Consider the following 18666-nt stretch of genomic DNA (forward strand, 5'->3'; position numbering starts at 1 on the left):
GAAGCGCCGCCGCCAGGAAGAATCATCATGCTTTCTTGCGGCCTGTCGGCACGGCATCCCCCAGGAGAGGCAGCTGCAGGCCTTCCAGGACCGGCAGATCCCGCTCCAGCCGCTCGATTTCCTCGCGGAAGGCCTGTACGTCCTCGAACCGGCGATAGACGGAGGCAAAACGCACATACGCGACGGAGTCGACCCGCCGCAGTTCGTCCATCACCCACTCGCCGATGCGCCGCGACGGCACTTCCCGCTCATTGACCTGGCGAAGGTGGCGCAGGACGTTGCGCAGCACCTCGTCGACGGCGTCGCTGGAAACCGGCCGCTTCTGCAGCGAGCGCTCCACGCCGGTACGCAGCTTGTGTTCGTCAAAGGCCTCGCGCCGGCCATCGCTCTTGACGATGGCCGGCAGCTTGATTTCGGCGGTTTCGAAGGTATTGAAGCGCTCGCCGCAGGACGGGCACTCGCGGCGGCGCCGCACCGTGGCGCCGTCCTCGGCCAGGCGGGAATCAATGACGCGGGTGTCTTCGTGCTGGCAAAAGGGACAATGCATCGCTGTCGGAGGGCCTGGGAAGTCGATGCGATGCGGCCTCAGGGCCGCACCGAATGCCTCACGGTCGATCCGTCAGCAAGCTCCTGCCCGCGCGGCCCGTGGCGCAATGGTGTCAACCATACACCGGGAAAGCGCGACATTGTGCAGTCACGGCATCGCGCACGCGGCCCAGGACCGCCTCGTCGGACGGCGCATCGAGCACGTCGCACATCCATCCGGCGAGATCGCGGCATTCCTTTTCGCCGTAGCCACGCGTGGTGACGGCCGGCGTGCCGATGCGCAGGCCCGAGGTGACGAAGGGCGAACGCGGATCATTCGGGACAGCGTTCTTGTTGACCGTGATGTGGGCCTTGCCCAGCGCAGCTTCGGCGTCCTTGCCGGTAACGTCGCGGCCGATCAGGTCGATCAGCATCAGGTGATTCTCGGTGCCGCCCGAGACGATGCGGTAGCCACGCTCAATCAGGGTCGCCGCCATCGCCTTGGCGTTCTTGACGACCTGCTGCTGGTAGGTCTTGAACTCCGGCTCCAGCGCTTCCTTGAAGGCCACGGCCTTGGCCGCGATCACGTGCATCAGCGGACCGCCCTGGATGCCCGGGAACACCATCGACTGGATTTTCTTCTCCAGCTCTTCGTTGGCCTTGGCCAGGATGATGCCGCCGCGCGGGCCGCGCAGGGTCTTGTGGGTGGTGGAGGTGACGACGTCGGCGTGCGGCACCGGGCTCGGGTACACGCCGGCGGCCACCAGGCCCGCCACGTGAGCCATGTCGACGAAGAACAGCGCGCCCACCGACTTGGCGATCTCGGCCATGCGCGCCCAGTCGACCACCTGGGAGTAGGCGGAGAAGCCGCCGACCAGCATCTTCGGCTTGTGTTCGTTGGCCAGGCGCTGGATCTCGTCGTAGTCGAGCAGGCCGGTATCCGGATTGATGCCGTACTGGACAGCGTTGTAGACCTTGCCCGAGAAATTGACCTTGGCGCCATGGGTCAGGTGACCACCGTGGGCCAGGCTCATGCCGAGGATGGTATCGCCCGGTTGCAGCAGGGCCATGTAGACGCCGGCGTTGGCCTGCGAGCCCGAATGCGGCTGTACGTTGGCGTAGTCAGCGCCGAACAGCTGCTTGACGCGCTCGATCGCCAGTTTCTCGGCAATATCCACATGTTCGCAGCCGCCGTAGTACCGCTTGCCCGGGTACCCTTCCGCGTACTTGTTGGTCAGGACGGTGCCCTGGGCCTCCATCACGCGCGGACTGGCGTAGTTCTCCGAGGCAATCAGTTCGACGTGGTCTTCCTGGCGGCGTCGCTCCGCGGCGATGGCTTCGGCCAGGGCGTCGTCGTAACCGGCAATGCGCAGATCCTTGGAAAACATGGGCGGCGTGCTCCAGAGCGGGGAATCCGCCGATTGTAGCGGCTCGCGCCACCCCTCTCCCACTGAATAAGCCGGGGCCCGACCGCCTGGGCGCCGGCCTGCCGGTCGCCAGGCGGAAATCTCCGCGGCCACCGCGGCTCATCGCCCTATCGTCGAAGCCCCCCTGACGGATAATCGACGACTTTCCGCCTCCGGACGAAGATCCATGCAGTACATCTACACCATGATCGGGGTCAGCAAGGTCGTGCCCCCGAAGCGCGAGATCATCAAGGACATCTCCCTGTCCTTCTTCCCGGGCGCCAAGATCGGCCTGCTGGGCCTGAACGGCTCGGGCAAGTCGACGGTGCTGCGCATCATGGCCGGCGTCGATACCGACTTCAACGGCGAAGCGCGCCCGCAGCCGGATATCAAGGTCGGCTACCTGCCGCAGGAACCGGCGCTCGATCCCACCAAGACAGTGCGTGAATCGGTCGAGGAAGGCGTATCGGAAATTCTCCACGCGCAGCAGCGCCTGGACGAGGTCTACGCCGCCTACGCCGAAGAAGGTGCGGATTTCGACAAGCTCGCCGCGGAACAGCAGCGCCTGGAGAACATTCTCGCCGTCACCGATGCGCACACGCTGGAGCGCCAGCTCGAAGTCGCCGCCGATGCCCTGCGCCTGCCCGACTGGGACGCCAAGATCGCCAACCTCTCGGGCGGTGAAAAGCGCCGCGTGGCCCTGTGCCGCCTGCTGCTGTCCAAGCCCGACATGCTGCTGCTCGACGAACCGACCAACCATCTGGACGCCGAATCGGTCGAATGGCTCGAACAGTTCCTGGCCGACTTCCCGGGCACCGTCGTCGCGGTGACCCACGACCGCTACTTCCTCGATAACGCCGCCGAATGGATTCTCGAACTCGACCGCGGCCGCGGCATTCCCTGGAAGGGCAACTATTCCTCCTGGCTGGAGCAGAAAGACGCCCGCCTCAAGCAGGAAGAAGCATCCGAGAAGTCGCGCCAGAAGGCGATCCAGCGCGAACTGGAATGGGTACGCCAGGGCGCCAAGGGCCGCCAGTCCAAGGGCAAGGCGCGCCTGAACCGCTTCGAGGAACTGAACTCGGTCGAGTACCAGCAGCGCAATGAAACGAACGAGATCTACATTCCGCCCGGCGAGCGCCTGGGCGACATGGTGATCGAGTTCAAGAACGTCTCGAAGGCCTTCAACGATCGCCTGCTGATCGACGACCTCTCCTTCCGCGTCCCGCCCGGCGCCATCGTCGGCATCATCGGCCCGAACGGCGCCGGCAAGTCGACCTTCTTCAAGATGGTCACCGGCCAGGAAAAGCCCGACAAGGGCGAGATCATCATCGGCCAGACCGTGCAGCTGGCCTATGTCGACCAGTCGCGCGACAAGCTCGAAGGCAGCAACAACGTGTGGCAGGAAGTCTCCGGCGGCGCCGACATGATCACCGTCGGCAAGTACCAGACCCCGTCGCGCGCCTACATCGGCCGCTTCAACTTCAAGGGTGCCGACCAGCAGAAACTCGTCGGGCAGCTCTCCGGTGGTGAACGCGGCCGCCTGCACCTGGCCAAGACCCTGATGCAGGGCGGCAACGTGCTGCTGCTCGACGAACCGTCCAACGACCTCGACGTCGAAACCCTGCGCGCCCTGGAAGAAGCCCTGCTCGAATTCCCGGGCTGCGCCATGGTCATCTCGCACGATCGCTGGTTCCTCGACCGCATCGCCACCCACATCCTCGCCTTCGAGGGCGATTCCCATGTGGAATTCTTCACCGGCAACTACCGCGAGTACGAGGAAGACAAGAAGCGCCGTCTCGGCGACGAGGCCGCCAAGCCGCACCGCGTGCGCTACAAGAAGCTGGCCTGATACACGCAAGAAAAATCCCCGCTCCGGCGGGGATTTTTTTGTTCAGTGTGGCAAGGTGATCAATGCAATCCCCGCGACAGACCGGTTCGGTTCCGCATAAGTCCACTGTTTGAACGCCTGGTAGCGGCCCGTTTCGATCACCAGGTCATCGCCATCTCGGCGAACAAAGTAGCGCACCGCCGGCGAAGCCGGCCCGTCCAGCCCCGCCAACGGCTCGGATCGTTCCAGCACAAGCCGGGCCCCACGCCGCGACAACCGACCCAATTCGCACCGAACGACGCCGGAGCCGTTGCAGTCGACGAAATACATCGCGCCGTTGTGCACGACCGCGGATGTCAGTCCGACGTCGCCGCAGTTGCGTGACAGCCGGCGCATCCGGGCACCGTCGGTGTAGACAGGGAATCGGTGAGTGATGCCAGAGTCCGCGGATCGGCTGCCATCCGGTGAGTCCACGAGGCGGACCTCGACATCAAGCACCCGGCTGCGCAGCGTTTCCCTCAGCATCGGCACGGCGCGCTCGGACGCACTGACCGCAAATGGTGCATGGTCGGGTGATTCCGCCAGAACGAAATGGCGCCACTGCTGCTGGTCCAGCACACCACCGGCGGTGGCATCACTGCCATGGGCACCCAGCACGGCAACCACAAACGCCAGAAGCCGGTCCGGTTGCACCTCACACTCCTTTACCGAGGCGATTTCGCCGCTGACGGCAGCAATCGGACAGAGGGGACAGCGCGGGCCACGGACGGCGGGACGTCGTGGCAACCGGAGCAGGATCCCTCAGTCTTCCGGGCCACCATCATCGATCTCGACTGAACCCCTGTCAGAGGGCCAGTCGACTGGCCCCACGCATTCAATGAGCTGCCGTGACACTTCGGCACAGCGCCTGCCTCTGAGCACGGCTTTTGTCTCGACATTTCGCAACAACCAACACTTCAAGGAGGGATCGAAAATCCGGCCGTCCACGCGTTCGACAACATCACTGCTTCCGACGCTGTCGCGCTGACTCCTGCACTCGAACTCAGAAGGATCGCAGCACCCGACAAAAAAGGATCGCAGCACCCAACAAACGCTTGAGAGCTCACCCATGCAATTCTCCTCAATGTGGACGATGCCAATCGGGAAAGCGATCAATTCAGGCCAACCATCTTTCAGTGAATTCCGACAGGCCAGCGACGCGAAGGACTACCCGCTGTTCGGAGTTTTCTTAGAGTGCCTAACAAAACCGTTCAATCGCACGCCAGCAGATCAATGAGCAAGCGAGCAATCCGAAGGCCAGATAGATTTCAGGGCGGCGCTCATACCGGATGCGAAGGCGTTTGAATCGGTTGAGCCAAGCAAACGTTCTTTCGACGACCCAACGATGCTTGCCCAGTCGCTGGCTAGATTCGACGCCTCGCCGAGCGATACGCTGGACGATTCCACGGTGCCGTAACGCGTGTCGGCAATGTTCGTAGTCGTATCCCTTGTCAGCATGAACCTTGTCTGGCCATCGCCGAGGACGCCCTCGAAGACCACCAACCGCAGGTAACGCATTGACTACGGCTTCGAAGCACTTGCTGTCGTGCGTGTTCGCGCCGCTGATGAGGAACGAGAGCGGCGTGCCCCTGGCATCGACCGCAACGTGCCTTTTGCACCCCAACTTTCCTCGATCGGTAGGATTTGGACCGGTTTCCTCCCCGCCCGGGGGAAGGAACACTCGCTGCATCCACACTCACTCGCGACATGTCGATCTGATCGTAGCTACGCAACCGCCGCAACAGTTCCTTGTGCAATCGATCCCAAACACCGCTCTGCTGCCAGTCTCGCAGCCGTCGCCAGCAGGTCATGCCGGATCCATAGCCTAGCCGGAGCGGCAAATGCTCCCATGGAATCCCCGTCCTCAGGACAAACACGATGCCGTTGATGGCAGCACGATCCGGCACTCTTGGCCGACCACCTTTCGGGCGATCTGGCTCCGGCGGAAGTAGCCGCCGAATCACGTCCCACAGATCGTCCTTGATCTCAAGCTTACTCATCCGTCAGCACTCAACTCTTTGTGGCTGACGCATTGTAGACTACGCGGCGTTTTGTTAGGAACTCTTAGTTGCGAATCGATTTGCGCAGTCGGCTACGCACTGTGTGGTCCGCGTAACGGACAGATTGGTGGGTGTCCTGGAGTCTGGCAGTTCAGGCCAGCCACTATTGGGCGAACTCCAGCGCCATTCGTGTGAAGGACCAGCCATCTTTCGGAAACTCCGCGATCAATTCAGGCCAACCATCTTTCAGTGAGTTCCGACATGCCGGCGACGAGAGGGACTACCCGCTGTTCGGAGTCTTCTTAGTTGCGAATTGATTTGACCAGTCGGCTACGCACTGTGTGGTCCGCGTAACGGACGGATTGGTGGGTGTCCTGGAGTCTGCTGTGTGGTCCGCGTAACGGACGGATTGGTGGGTGTCCTGGAGTCTGGCAGTTCAGGCCAGCCACTATTGGGCGAACTCCAGCGCCAATCGGTGTGAAGGACCAGCCGTCTTTCGGAAACTCCGCGATCAATTCAGGCCCGATCAATTCAGGCCAACCATCTTTCAGCGAATTCCGACAGGCCGGCGACGAGAGGGACTACCCGCTGTTCGGAGTCTTCTTAGTTGCGAATTGATTTGGCCAGTCGGCTACGCACTGTGTGGTCCGCGTAACGGACGGATTGGTGGGTGTCCTGGAGTCTGGCAGTTCAGGCCAGCCACTATTGGGCGAACTCCAGCGCCAATCGGTGTGAAGGACCAGCCGTCTTTCGGAAACTCCGCGGCGGCATCGCCTAAGCAGGGGCGATGCCGACTCAGCCTGATGCGCGTCGATCCAGGAAGGCCGCCACGATGGATTCCGGCGGCCAGGGACGAAGGGCCAATCTGGCCACGGAGACGACCTGTCAGCTGCGCGTGGCGTAGGTATCGGAACGGCCCGCTTGCTGGGCGTCCTGGAATGGAATTGAAGCGACTACGCGGCGCCCATCGTGCGTAACGATGGGCGCTTTTCAGGAAACGCTCTACCTGGCTCCAGTCGGCACTGCTGCTCGGTTACCGCCGCTGCTCGCGCTGATTCTGGGTGTTGTTGGTGTCGCGGTAGCCGGTCCACTCGTCGCGGGAAATGCGGCCGTCGCCATTCTTGTCGACCTGGGCCAGCGTCATCGTTCGCATGCCAGCCTTGTTGAACTCGGTGTTGCTGAGGTTGCCGTCACTGTCACTGTCAAATCGCTGGAACGACTGCACATCCATGGTGTTCGCCATGTTCGAATCGCCGCTCTTTGCCGCCGTGGCGGACGTATCCGTTCCGGTCGTTGAACCACTCTGGGGATTGGTGGACGACCGGTTCGCAGGCGGCGTATTGGGGGAGGTACCGGCGGGCGGCTGGTTCTGCGGGGTGTTTCCCGAGGTTTGCGCCACAACACCAAACGACATCAGGCACAGCGCTGCGGCGAGTCCAACAGTATACGCTTTCATTATTATCTCCTTGTGGTTTTTGTGATCACTATGGCGCAGCACGCGCCACGCCACCCGCCACGTATACGAAGCCACATGTCGCAACGAAGTGAAGCAACGTTGTCTCCCGGTGATCGTCGCGTCCGCCATCGGTGGCATTGTTGTCGCTGCGCTGGCTCGTCCACGAACCAGACAGCGTTTGCGGAACGATTGGCGGACAGATCACCTGGGCCTCGGGGCACTTCAGACGCTGCAGGATCAGAAAATTCCGACGCCAGCGCGAGGAATCCACTGATTCTGTTGCCGCCGATACCGTGAAATAGTGCCCTGATGAGCGCCCCACGCCACCAGATGGTTCCACCCGGTGAAGCCGGATACTTCCACTGCATTTCCCGCTGCGTTCGGCGCGCATTCCTCTGCGGCCAGGACACCTACACCGGACAATCCTTTGACCATCGCAAGCAATGGATCGAGGACCGGCTGTACCAGCTGGCGAACATCTTCGCGGTAGGCGTCTACGCCTATGCCGTGATGAGCAACCATGTCCATGTCGTTGCCCACGTCAATCCAGGCGTGGCGGCAAGCTGGTCGGCAGATGAAGTTGCGGAACGCTGGTTGCGGCTGTGTCCGGTACGATCCGGTAGCGAGATCGATCTCGCGGCGTCAGCGATCAAGGCCAGCCATATTGCCGCCGATCCAGCGAAGGTGGCGATCTATCGTGAACGGCTCGCCTCGTTGCCCTGGTTCATGCGCTGCTTGAATGAACCGATCGCGCGACGCGCCAACCGCGAAGATGCGTGTACCGGGCGATTCTGGGAAGGTCGGTATCGCTGCCAGGCCTTGCTCGACGAAACGGCGCTGCTTGCCTGCATGACGTATGTCGATCTCAACCCGATCCGTGCTGGTATCGCGTCGGATCTTCCTTCGTCGAGGCACACCTCGATCTGCCGGCGCCTGCAGCACGTCGGAAGCAGGGCACTTCTTGAGCCCATAGCGGGCCACCCCACTCACGCGTTGTCCATGTCAGTAACCGACTACGTGAAACTCGTGGAGTGGACAGGCGCCCGGCGACGAATGGACTGCCGTGCCCCCCACTTTGGTGACCCGCCGACTGTGCTTCGATCCCTCGGAATGACACCCGAGTCCTGGCACGCCGAGGTGTTCACGATCGAATCACGCTACTGGAGAGCCGTCGGCTCCGTGGAAGCGCTGATCAACAAGGCACGGGATCTCGGTCAGCGTTGGCTTAAGGGCGGAGGCTTGAAACGCCTTTGTCGATCGCGCGTTCGGTCAACCGTCGCAGCATAGATCGGTTGCTACGGCTTGTGGCCACGAGCTACGCGTCATATCGGTGCCTCTGGCGAGATATCTCAGGCCGCTCCGAATCCCGGAAAATTCCGAAACATTGATGGCCTGAAAAACGCGCTGCATGCGGCCGATCTACACGTCATATCAGTGCGTCTGGCACGTATCTCAAACGGTCGATCCGATTCTCGGAAATTTCCGAATGATGGATGGCCTGGAATGGAACGCGCCGCCTGGAACGTGCCGCGGATGGCCGCAGCTGACGGAGCACCGCCTCCGCGGCCCCATACCGCACCGCCCGGAATATCTGTCACCATACGGATTGACGCCGTCGCATCGCGTTCGCAAGAATCACCCCGCTGCCGCCAAATCGGCAGCCCAGGATTGGTCTCCTGGATCACTCGGCGCACAAAGCGCCCATCCGACGATGACGGCGCTATTTTTTCGCCCAGTTGTCGGCTGGGCGCCCTATTGCCCCCATTTTTATGGCGGGCGGCGCTTGGCAGCCGCGAGGCTGGCCGGACCGAGTGGCCGGTAGACCAACCATGCGCCGTCCGTCACCGTTTCGGGTCCGGTGACGGGTTACTCCCACTCGTCGAGGACACGCAATGTCTCTCCGCATGGAACGCCCGTTCGCCACCGGCGAACGTTTGCCGTCGAGTCGTACCCGCCGCCTGCGCGCGCCCCTGGGGCGCGGCAGGCAGTTGCCCGCACTGAACCGGAGGCCAGTCGCATGAAGACCTCCTCCCGCAACACCGAGCGATCTCATTTGCCAGAAGCGCCCGAGTACAGCATCCAGGATGTGCTCGTCTCGCCGCTCGCTGTTGACCACGCCGATTTCCCGCGCCTGCTCGGCGCCGCGCGCTACGAACGCGATAGCGCATTGGCCAGCCTGCGCACGCTCGCCCAGGTGATTCGTACCATCTCGTCCCGGGACGAGCCGCCAGATGGCGATATGGTTCACGACGTTGGCAAGCTGGTGGCGCACTTCGCCAACTACGCGGATGCGATGACCACGCTGGAAAGCCACGCGGACTACCAATGGCAACGCCTCGGCCACGAAGACACCTCACAGGTGGAAGCGTAGCGCCGGGACACGCGAGCACGACGGGTGTACCCGCAAACGGATGCGCCCGATCGTGCACTCACCTCCGGCGGTGTGCGCATGGTCGCGAATGCGGCCGCACACCGGAGGACACCCCGGTTGTGAGGCGTGATTGTGAGAGTGGCACAGGAAACACCGCACGACCGCCCCGGAACGGTCGAATTGCCGCGCGTGACGTTGTGGATCTCTCCGGAAGTCCGCAACGATTCGCATGGCATCACGGTGTTTCCGGTGACGTTTTCCTGCCATAGACGACCGGACGGACGGCCTTTGGGTAGCGCAGCCCTTTCGCGAAGGGTTGCCGGAGGCATCGTGCTGACGAGCACGGCGCCGCCATCCCGATAGTCGGCTCGTACCGGTTCGATCGCTCCGTCGCCGCGGCCGCGGCGACCGGCCCTCTCCTCCTGACCTGCGCAGTCACTCTGATGATCCTGGCCCATGCGCGCCTGTCTGGCGCGTCATGTCACCGACGGTCGCCGCTGGCCCGGCGACGCCGGCCATTCTTGAACGAATGTCGCAGCTGCCGCTGTGGCGGTTGCGGAACGCATCTATTGATCAAGGAACGACGATGAAATTCTCTTCATGGCTCGGCGCCTTCGCGCTGGTGCCGGCAATTTCGGTCCCGGCCTCCGCGGCCGTACCAGCTTTTGAATGTCGCGCCTGCACACCCGCGCAGGAACAGGGCATGGCGTTGGCAAAGCCCGGACAAGGCCTGCGATTCGTCTACGACTTCGCCAGTCACAGCATCCGCAAGTTCGATGTCGTCTATCACACGGGCGGCGGTAACAAAGCCATCCGCGAGGCATTGGAAATGCCGGTGGACGCAGACGTGCAGCGACTCTTCGCCCTGTACGACGCATTGCATACCCGTAGTCCGGTGCTGGTGGAACAGGGCCAGATTCGGGTGGACGTCGCGAGCCTTGGCGTGACCGAGGGCTCCAGCGGCGTGCGATTTTTCGACCTGGCACGCGTCGCCTGGCATGCATCCACCGGGCAGGAGTACCAGCGCTTCATGGGACGTCTGTCCGCCATGCTGGCCAGCCCGCCGGATACGCGCATGCTCAGCGGCGAACTGGCCGACCTTCTCCACGGTATCAACCTGGGCTTCAAGAGCACGTATGTCGAAGGCGGCACAGGCGGCGCGACGGTGGGCGTGAGCCTCGAGAAGGGCGCCACGATCACCATGGAGGTCTGCGATGGGGACGGGATATGCAGCGTCGTGCACATCAATACGACAGCGGACAACGCATTGACCTACGAGAAGACGATCGACACGCGGTCGGACAACGTACTGCCCTCACAGCAGATGAGCTTTCCCCACGCCTGGAATTTCTACGATCGTAACGACGCACGGGAATTCGGCGAACGCATCGCGCGCAGCACAGGTGGGCACTTCTCCATGGGTATCCTCAGTTGCACGGAGGTGGTGCTTACCTGCGCACGCCAGGGAAGTACGACGTTTATCGGGTGCAGGGTCGATTGCATGTGACGGTGCGAGAAGCACCATGGACCACCGCCGATGTCCCGAGAAGCCAATAGATCGCACGGGCACATCGCGGCCATTTTGTGCCGAAGGACAAGGTACAGACCGCAGTTGATGGTGCGCGTGCAGTGGCCAAAGGCACGAAGCCCAGCGAACGCTGGGCTTCCGTGGTCCGCGTGTCTGCGATGTTCCCGCTTTGGCGTAGGAATTGTCCGAATCGTAGTTGCCCGGGATTCGCGCGCGCAGATTCGCGCGCGGATTCGTGGATGCCCCGGACTGACTCGCCCCTGGACGCGTGGATCTCCCCGATTCGCGCGGCTGACTCGTGGATGTCCCGGATTCGTATGCGTGGATTCGTGGATGTCCCGAACTCGCCGGACTGACTCGCCCCTGGACGCGTGGATCTCCCCGATTCGCGCGGCTGACTCGTGGATGTCCCGGATTCGTATGCGTGGATTCGTGGATGTCCCGAACTCGCCGTGGATGTCCCGAACTCGCGTGCGTGGATTCGTGGATGTCCCGAACTCGCATGCCGAACTCGCATGGATGTCCCGGACTCGCGGCCCCAGATTCGCACCCAAGTTGTCGCGCGATCGATGCGCCAGGCAGGCGTCGTGACGAAATGATGGCTGCAAACATGAGTCACGCGTGTCCGGCAAATCCGCTGGTCGGGTGCCGGTATCAGGCGGCGTGACAGCCGGCGTTGACGCGGACTCAGGAACGCGCCCAACGGCGCAGAATCAGCCGCGGCAGCTGCGCGGCAAATCGCGCCCACAAGCCCACGCCGACCAGCACGGCGACGAGCGGGTTGCGCGCCGCCGGATCGAATCGCCGGAACCAGCGCCACATGCCACGATGTTTGTGCCACGCGACGAAGACCGGCCGGCCATGACTGGATCCGCCCTTGCCATGCTCGAGACGGATCTCGCCCGCGTAAAGCACGCGATGCCCGCTGTCACGCAGGCGGCGGCAAAGATCCAGATCCTCACAATGCAAGAAGTAGCCTTCGTCAAAACCACCCACTGCGTCAAATGCCCGGCGAGGCAGGTACATGAAGGCGCCGGAGATGGCCTCGACTTCAAATGTGGCGTTCGCGCGGGCACTGTCGACAACGGCATTGACGCCTTCGTAGCGCGCAGATTCCGATTCCCGGCGCGACAGGCCGGTGAGGGTCATCAGGCTGCGCCGCAGGGTGGGGTCGCGACGGATCGAAGCCGGTTCATCGTTGCCCAGGGCATCGACGATACGGACGCCGACGATGCCCGCATTGGCGTGCGCCGAAGCAACACGCCGCACCGCTGCGAACGTAGGCGGATCGACATAGCAATCGGGATTGAGAATGACCAGGGCGTCGCCCTGCGCCTGGGCAGCAGCGCGGTTGGCGCCCGCGCCGAAGCCGAGATTGGCGCCATTGTCGAGGATCCGCACGCGGGCATCGCCGGCCCATTGGCGACGCAGGGCGTCGACGCTGCCGTCGCGCGAGGCGTTGTCGCTGATCAGCAGCTCCACCGGCGTGTCGCTGTCGAGCGCACGCCGTACGCAATCCAGAAGGCCGGGGCCGCTGTTGGCGGCCACGACGATGACGCTGGTCAGGCCGGGCCGCATTCGCTGTGCCGCGCGGCCGTCAGATGCCGGCCAGGAGACGCTCGCCCTGCCCCTGCGCGTACCGCCACAGGGCCGGCCAGGCGCTGTAGGCGTCGGCCAGCTGGTTGAGCTCTGTTCGCAGCAGCGTGGCGCAACCGGCGGTGTCGACGTCGTCAGCCCAGTCACCCAGGCGCGGCGACGTGCCCTTGGCCGTCAGTGCGCGGCCATTGGCATCGATGATGCTGCGCACATCGGCCTGCCAGAAGACCGGGGCGTTTGCAGCAGCCTCGAACTGCTGCTGCAGGCGCTCGATCGACTCGGAGCGGACGTAGTTGAGATATTCGCGCAGGTGCGCCACGCGGCGTGTCTCGCTGGCGCCGCCCAGATCGCGGAAGATGTCGGCGAGGAGTGCCAGACGCTGCGCCGGATCATTGGACAGGAACACGCCGAACTGGCGCTGGATGTAGTCCGTCGCAAAGTGATTCACGCGCGGCGTGCTGGCCTGGACGGAACGGTTCGAGCGCGTGCGCGCCTGCTCCTGCACGTGGCCGATCGCGATGGGCAGCTCCAGCACCAGCGCATCCGGATGGCAGAAATGCGCGGCGGCAGAGAAGAGCGCGTCTTCACCGCGGCCGATCGGATTCGTACAGGGCAGCAGCGCGCTGTTGTCGAACGCGAATGGAGTGAACCACGCGACGCTGGAGAGTCGGGCCTGGGCCGTGCCCTGCCAGACGTATTGCGCCTCGATATTGGTCAGGTAGGCGTCGCGGCTGCTGCACAGGTCGGCGCGGCCGGCCTGGTCCAGATGGTAGATCCATGCGGCGCTTTCCGAACGGGCGCTGCCGACCGTGCCCTGCTGGGTCGCCAGGATGCGCGTATCCGGGTTCATGTAGCCCAGGCGCGCCATGTTGAGCCCGCGCAGGGATTCCCGGCTGAAGCGATACGGCTCGCGCGCGAACAGCTCGCCGATGCCGATGCCGCAGGCGTCCAGGTGCATTTCCAGGGGATCCTGGGTGACTTCCTCGCCGGCGCCCAGTGCCTCTTCCATATTGCGATAGAAGCGCGCAAACGGATTCTGCACCGGGTTGAGGTCGACACCGCTCCTGGCCAGTTCGTGGCGACGCGTCGGCAGGCACTGGTCGTCGTCGAACATCACGAAGCGGTTGCCGGCGGACAGCAGCAAAGCGAGGTTCCAGCTGCGACCGCCGCCGAAGCGGCCCCGCGCGTCACGCACCAGCAGCAGGCGCTCGATCGTCTCGCGGTGCTCAGGTACAGCAGCGATCAGGCGTTCGACCAGGCGCTTGCACTGCGCCGGGCCGATATAGGTGAGCTTGCAGCCCGTCGTACGGGCGAATTCCCGGACCAGATCGCGGTGGCGATCGAGGCTGGCGTCCTGGGTGGAGTCATCGAGGACGACATAGTGGCGGCCGGCCTTGAACTGCCGTTCGTAGTCGGCCAGGGACAGCAGGAGCCGTTCCAGCTGGGCCGGGCGGTCGCAGGCACGGATGAACACGGCCCGCAGCGGCGCCGGATTGGCCGCGGGAGCCTCGGCCAGGCGCGCCATCAGGGCGGTGTCGGAAACCAGGAGCTCGCGCTGCACCAGGCTGGCGACCACGCGCTTGACGGCGTCGCGCTGCTGGTCGAGCCCCGGAATCGTGCTCTGGATGCGGGAGACGTGCTCGTCAAGGGTACGGAATTCGCGGCACTGGTCGAGCGCCTGCAGCACCTGGAAGGTCATCACATGGGCTTCGCCGGTGCGCTTGACCTGGAAAATGCACTCGTTGTTCGAGAGCGACGCCACGACGGCGTCCTCGGAGGCGAACAGCGGCGCATTCGGGTCGATCCGCAATGCCGGCGCCGCCGGCGGCGTCGGGGTGGCGTCGAAGGTGTACTGGAACTGCACGTTGCTACTCATGGCAATGACCCGATGCGCGACACCAGGGCGCCGCATGCGAAAACTGATTGTCTGGGTGGTTCATCCCGGCGCGTGTGGCCTGGCAATCCGTGGCCGCGCCGGCAAACCCTATCGCTGCGACGTCCAACGCCGCCACCACGGCATCTGCCGGCCCTCACCAATGGGGGCGCTGCCGCTTTCTCAAGCGCATCCAATGCGGTGCGTAGGCGGTCGACCTCGGCTTCGAGTTCGGCGATGCGCCCGCCGGCCGCCATGTTCTTGCGAATCTCGTGATTGTAATGCTGATAGACCGACTCGTCGCGGTCGCCGAACCAGGAATCGCCCGGAAGGCCCGCCGGAAGGGGCGAACGGGAGCACACGGCGATGTAGTAGACCGGCGGGTACTGCGGGCCGGCGACGACCCGGCCGTCGGCCTCCGCGGTCCAGATCCGGCTGTGGCCGATGTCAGAAGGCTCCATCGGCCATATCGCCGACTGGAACAGCAGGCGTTGCCCGTAGAGGCGCACATGGCCGAAATGCCGGGCCAGCAGGGCGAGGAATTCGTCGCGATACAGCTCGCGCACGTGGAATTCGTTCTGGAACCCGGCGGCGTCGCTGTAGGTGGCCTTGTCCGGCGAGGAAATCACCAGCAGGCCGGTGTCGGTCAGGGCCCGCGCAAGCCCCTGGAGCAGTTCGTCCTGGCGCTCGACGTGTTCGAGCGTCTCGAACGATACGGCCAGGTCCATGCTGCCGGGCGGCAGCTCGAGCCGGGTGGCGTCGGCCTGGCCGAACTGCAGGTTGGGCCGGTCGCCGTAGCGCGCGCGGGCATGCGCGACGGCCTGTTCGGCGATATCCAGCCCCTGCACCGAGGCAGCCACCTCGGCCATCAGGGCGCTGCCGTAACCCTCGCCGCAGGCAGCATCGAGAACGCGCTTGCCCACCGCCAGCGGGCGGACGAAGGCATAGCGATGCCAGTGTTCATACCAGATCTCGCGCACGCATTCGGGCGTGAAGCGCTCTCCGGTGAACTCCAGGGCCTGGGACGGTTTCATTCTGCGGGTGTTGCCGGCAAGGGGGCGGCATGTTCCCAGACATGAGCCAGCCGCACCAGTCCCGCCTCCCGGCTGCGCCCTTTGATGGTGACGGCACGCTCGACGGTATCGAACAGACGCATGCCCTCGGTATCCATGGGGTGGACCCGCACTGAATAGCTGCCGGGCAGCAGGGCGAGGTCGGTGAGGTGCAGACGAATGCGGTAGTCCCCCTCGCCGGCCGGGGCGGGCTGCACGCCATCCATGTCGGAGCTGATGCCGTAGACCGGCGTTCCGTCCGCACGGACGATGCCGACGTGGACCACGGGTACGCGGCCATCGCGGGAAGCGATGGTCGCCTCCACGCAGAGACTGCCCCCCTGCTCCACGACCTGCGGCTGTTCGCCCTCGTGACCGTTCATGCGCACCTGGCGGACATGAAACTCGAGCCGACGCACCGCTTCGACATCCCGTTCCGGAACCGTTTCGGCGGTTTTGCGCTCGTGGTGCGCGAGGTAGGCCTGCGTCACGTCGAATACTTCGCCGGAAGCGCGCACCTGCCCCTGGTGCAGCCAGAGCGCCTGCCGGCAAAGTTTCTGGATGTGGTACATGCTGTGCGACACCAGGATCAGCGTCCCGCCGCCGTCGAGGTAGTCCTCGATCCAGCGGATGCACTTCTTCTGGAACGACTCGTCGCCGACCGCCAGCACCTCGTCGGTGATCAGGAGGTCCGGCCGGGTCGCCGCGATGATGGCGAAGCCCAGGCGCACCACCATGCCGGACGAATAGTGCTTCACCGGTTCGTCGATGTAGCGGCCGATATCGGCGAAGGCGACGATTTCCGGCAGCTTCGCCGCAAGTTCCTCGCGGTCAAAACCCTGCAGCGCGGCCGACATCGCGATGTTGTCGCGGCCGGAATACTCGGGGTGGAAGCCGGCGCCCAGCTCCAGCAAGGCACCGACACGCCCGTTGACCGTCACGTCGCCGTGGCTGGGCGTCAACACGCCGGTGAGGAGCTTCAACAGGGTGGATTTGCCAGCGCCGTTCTCGCCAATCAATCCCAGCGACTGCCCCCGGACGACGCGCAGGTTGACGTCCCGCAGGACCGGCGTCACGGCCGCTGGCGTCCGGCCGGCAAGAAGGCGCAGCAGCGCGCGGAAGCGATCAGCGCGACGGAAGACGTGCGGATAGTCCTTGCCCAGCCCACGCGCTTCGACGAGGAGATCGGCGCTCACAGGAAATCCTCGAAATGACGCTCCAGGCGGCGAAACGCGGCGTATCCGGTCACCACGGCGAGCAGGACGGCAGCCACGCCGACCACCACGCCCCGCGCGCCGGGCGGCGGCATGCCCAGCAGAGCAAATCGGAAATATTCCACAAATACCGAATAGGGATTGAAGTCCATCCAGCTGCGGTATTCCTCCGGCAGGATGTCGCGGGCATAGAACACTGGCGAGATGAACATCCACAGCATCAGGATCTGCGGCAGCGCGGGCGCGATATCCCGCACGAACACCTGCATCGCCGACAGCAGCAGCGAAATGCCCAGCGCCAGCGCAAACAGAAGCAACAGTGCAGGAAGGGCAAGCAGCAGGCCACTCAGGTGCACGCCCGTGCCCGCCGCCGCGAGCACCAGTAGCAGGGCCACGAAGCCGGCGCCGTGCAGCGCGAAACTGGCCAGTACGGGCGCCAGGACCAGCGCCGGGCGCGGCAGGGACACTTTGCCGATCAGGCTGGCGTTGTCCTGGATGGCCGTCGTCGCGCGCGTGACGGCTTCGGAAAACGCCACCCACGGCCACATCGCCACGACCAGAAACGGTACGTAGCCCGGCGCATCAGCACCGGGCACGCGCGCCTTGAAAAGGTATCCAAATACAAAGGCATACACCGCGAGCTGCACCAGCGGCTGGACCAACGCCCACGCGCCGCCGCTGAAGCTGCCCAGATAACGGTTCTTCAGGTCGCGGCGTGCGAGGTGCAGCGCGAGGGCCAATGCCTGCATGGTGGTGCCGATTCAGGGCCGCACGAGCGCGCAGCCCTGGAGACGGAATCAGGGCTGCCTGGCGGATTCAGCCGGTGCGTCCGGCATCTTTCCGTCGTAGCGCGAGCGCAACGCGCCGATCGTTTCCGGCTCCGCTTCGATCTTGTTGTTGCGCAGCTTGTCCATGTACTCGCGCTTGCGCTCTTTCAGATAGGTTTCGCGCAAATCGGTGACCAGACCGTCCTTCACCTCATCGAAGCTGCGCTGGCGCGCGGGGCTCAGTCGCTCCAGCTTGATGATGTGGTATCCCCACGGCGTTTTTACCGGCTCGGAGATGTCACCCACCTTGGCCAGCTTGCGAACAGCGCCGGCAAAGGTGGGGTCGAACTGAGGCGACGTGGCGTCCGGCATCGCGCCGTCGTTCTGCGTCTTGCTGGGATCGTCGGAATTCGCCTTGACCAGGTCGATGAATTTGTCCGGCGCCGCAACGGCTTCCGCGTGGATTTTCCTGGCCAGCGCCTCGGCTTCGGCGTCGCTGCGGCCGTCCTTGGTGCCGATCAGGATATGGCGGACGTCTCGCACTTCCTTGGTGGCAAAGGCGGCCTTGTCGGCCATGTATTTTTCCTTGGCCAGGGCCTGCATATCAGGTACTGATTGCTCGATCTCCCGCGAGATCTGTTCCGATCGCGCAGCCGCCAGTTTTTCTTCGGTGAGCCAGCGCATTTCGGCAATGAAGGCCGGATCTTTGTCCAGGCCGTTCGCGCGTGCTTCGTCCGCCAGCTGGCGCGCCAGAAGCATATTGTTCAACGTGCGCTCCAGCGTCTTCGGATCGCCCATTGTTTTGGCCCGTTCCGCTTCCGGGAGTCGGCGAATGACAGTGTCTACATCGGCGTGCGTCAGCGTGGCAGAGCCTTGTTTCACAACGACGTCGTGAGGCCCACCGGCAGCCAGAACCATGACGGGGAACATTCCCAGCAGCAGAAAGCGTTTCATCGGAGCTCCACAAAAAAGAGGGGGCGGCAATGCGCCCCCTCTAGACAACAGGAATGA

At 64.0% G+C, this 18666-nt stretch carries 15 protein-coding genes; 4 read left to right on the forward strand and 11 right to left on the reverse strand.

Features of this window, described 5'->3' with window-relative positions:
- Window positions 1-25 precede the first annotated feature (25 nt).
- Together nrdR and glyA are read right to left on the reverse strand one after the other, a co-directional pair.
- Entirely contained in the window at window positions 26-547 is a 522-nt protein-coding gene (nrdR, locus tag N4264_RS24005; protein ID WP_261694734.1) for a transcriptional regulator NrdR, read from the reverse strand.
- Between the two features lie 112 nt (window positions 548-659).
- Window positions 660-1913, reverse strand: a complete 1254-nt coding sequence (gene glyA, locus N4264_RS24010; protein WP_261694735.1) for a serine hydroxymethyltransferase — start codon at window positions 1911-1913, stop codon at window positions 660-662.
- A 205-nt stretch (window positions 1914-2118) separates the two neighbouring features.
- Here glyA and ettA point away from each other — a divergent pair, with 205 nt between their 5' ends.
- Window positions 2119-3780, forward strand: coding sequence for an energy-dependent translational throttle protein EttA (gene ettA, locus N4264_RS24015; RefSeq protein ID WP_261694736.1), 1662 nt, complete (start codon window positions 2119-2121; stop codon window positions 3778-3780).
- A 42-nt stretch (window positions 3781-3822) separates the two neighbouring features.
- On the opposite strand, the gene N4264_RS24020 is transcribed toward ettA, so the two are convergent.
- From N4264_RS24020 to N4264_RS24030, 3 genes are all read right to left on the reverse strand, one after another.
- The gene (locus N4264_RS24020) at window positions 3823-4452 is read right to left on the reverse strand and encodes a hypothetical protein (RefSeq protein WP_261694737.1); all 630 of its coding nucleotides are present in this window, start codon (window positions 4450-4452) and stop codon (window positions 3823-3825) included.
- 544 nt (window positions 4453-4996) lie between these two features.
- A protein-coding gene (locus N4264_RS24025; RefSeq protein WP_261694505.1) for an IS5 family transposase occupies window positions 4997-5798 on the reverse strand; the annotation gives its coding sequence in 2 pieces (ribosomal slippage) (window positions 4997-5471 and window positions 5470-5798; 804 coding nt in all).
- A gap of 1033 nt (window positions 5799-6831) precedes the next feature.
- A complete protein-coding gene (locus tag N4264_RS24030; RefSeq protein WP_261694738.1) occupies window positions 6832-7254 on the reverse strand; it encodes an EF-hand domain-containing protein in 423 nt (140 codons plus the stop codon).
- Window positions 7255-7563: 309 nt separating this feature from the next.
- Between N4264_RS24030 and N4264_RS24035 the strand changes: the two genes are divergently transcribed.
- From N4264_RS24035 to N4264_RS24045, 3 genes are all read left to right on the forward strand, one after another.
- Complete coding sequence (locus N4264_RS24035; protein ID WP_261694739.1) at window positions 7564-8541, forward strand: transposase; 978 nt, start codon at window positions 7564-7566, stop codon at window positions 8539-8541.
- Window positions 8542-9271: 730 nt separating this feature from the next.
- A complete protein-coding gene (locus N4264_RS24040; protein ID WP_261694740.1) occupies window positions 9272-9625 on the forward strand; it encodes a hypothetical protein in 354 nt (117 codons plus the stop codon).
- Between the two features lie 586 nt (window positions 9626-10211).
- Window positions 10212-11132 carry a hypothetical protein gene (locus tag N4264_RS24045; protein WP_261694741.1) on the forward strand — a complete coding sequence of 307 codons (921 nt, stop codon included), beginning with the start codon at window positions 10212-10214 and terminating at the stop codon, window positions 11130-11132.
- 708 nt (window positions 11133-11840) lie between these two features.
- On the opposite strand, the gene N4264_RS24050 is transcribed toward N4264_RS24045, so the two are convergent.
- From N4264_RS24050 to N4264_RS24075, 6 genes are read right to left on the reverse strand one after another with little or no spacing between them, the layout of a single operon-like run.
- On the reverse strand, window positions 11841-12731 hold the full coding sequence (locus tag N4264_RS24050) for a glycosyltransferase (RefSeq protein WP_261694742.1): 891 nt from the start codon (window positions 12729-12731) through the stop codon (window positions 11841-11843).
- A gap of 19 nt (window positions 12732-12750) precedes the next feature.
- Complete coding sequence (locus N4264_RS24055; RefSeq protein ID WP_261694743.1) at window positions 12751-14625, reverse strand: hypothetical protein; 1875 nt, start codon at window positions 14623-14625, stop codon at window positions 12751-12753.
- Window positions 14622-15656, reverse strand: a complete 1035-nt coding sequence (locus N4264_RS24060) for a class I SAM-dependent methyltransferase (RefSeq protein WP_261694744.1) — start codon at window positions 15654-15656, stop codon at window positions 14622-14624. Before N4264_RS24060 ends, N4264_RS24055 begins: the two co-directional genes overlap by 4 nt.
- Window positions 15653-16870, reverse strand: coding sequence for an ABC transporter ATP-binding protein (locus tag N4264_RS24065; RefSeq protein WP_261694745.1), 1218 nt, complete (start codon window positions 16868-16870; stop codon window positions 15653-15655). Before N4264_RS24065 ends, N4264_RS24060 begins: the two co-directional genes overlap by 4 nt.
- On the reverse strand, window positions 16867-17637 hold the full coding sequence (locus N4264_RS24070; protein ID WP_261694746.1) for an ABC transporter permease: 771 nt from the start codon (window positions 17635-17637) through the stop codon (window positions 16867-16869). Before N4264_RS24070 ends, N4264_RS24065 begins: the two co-directional genes overlap by 4 nt.
- Before the next feature lie 48 nt (window positions 17638-17685).
- Window positions 17686-18609, reverse strand: a complete 924-nt coding sequence (locus tag N4264_RS24075) for a peptidylprolyl isomerase (protein WP_261694747.1) — start codon at window positions 18607-18609, stop codon at window positions 17686-17688.
- Window positions 18610-18666 lie beyond the last annotated feature (57 nt).

The organism is Tahibacter amnicola (assembly GCF_025398735.1).
GTDB lineage: Bacteria > Pseudomonadota > Gammaproteobacteria > Xanthomonadales > Rhodanobacteraceae > Tahibacter > Tahibacter amnicola.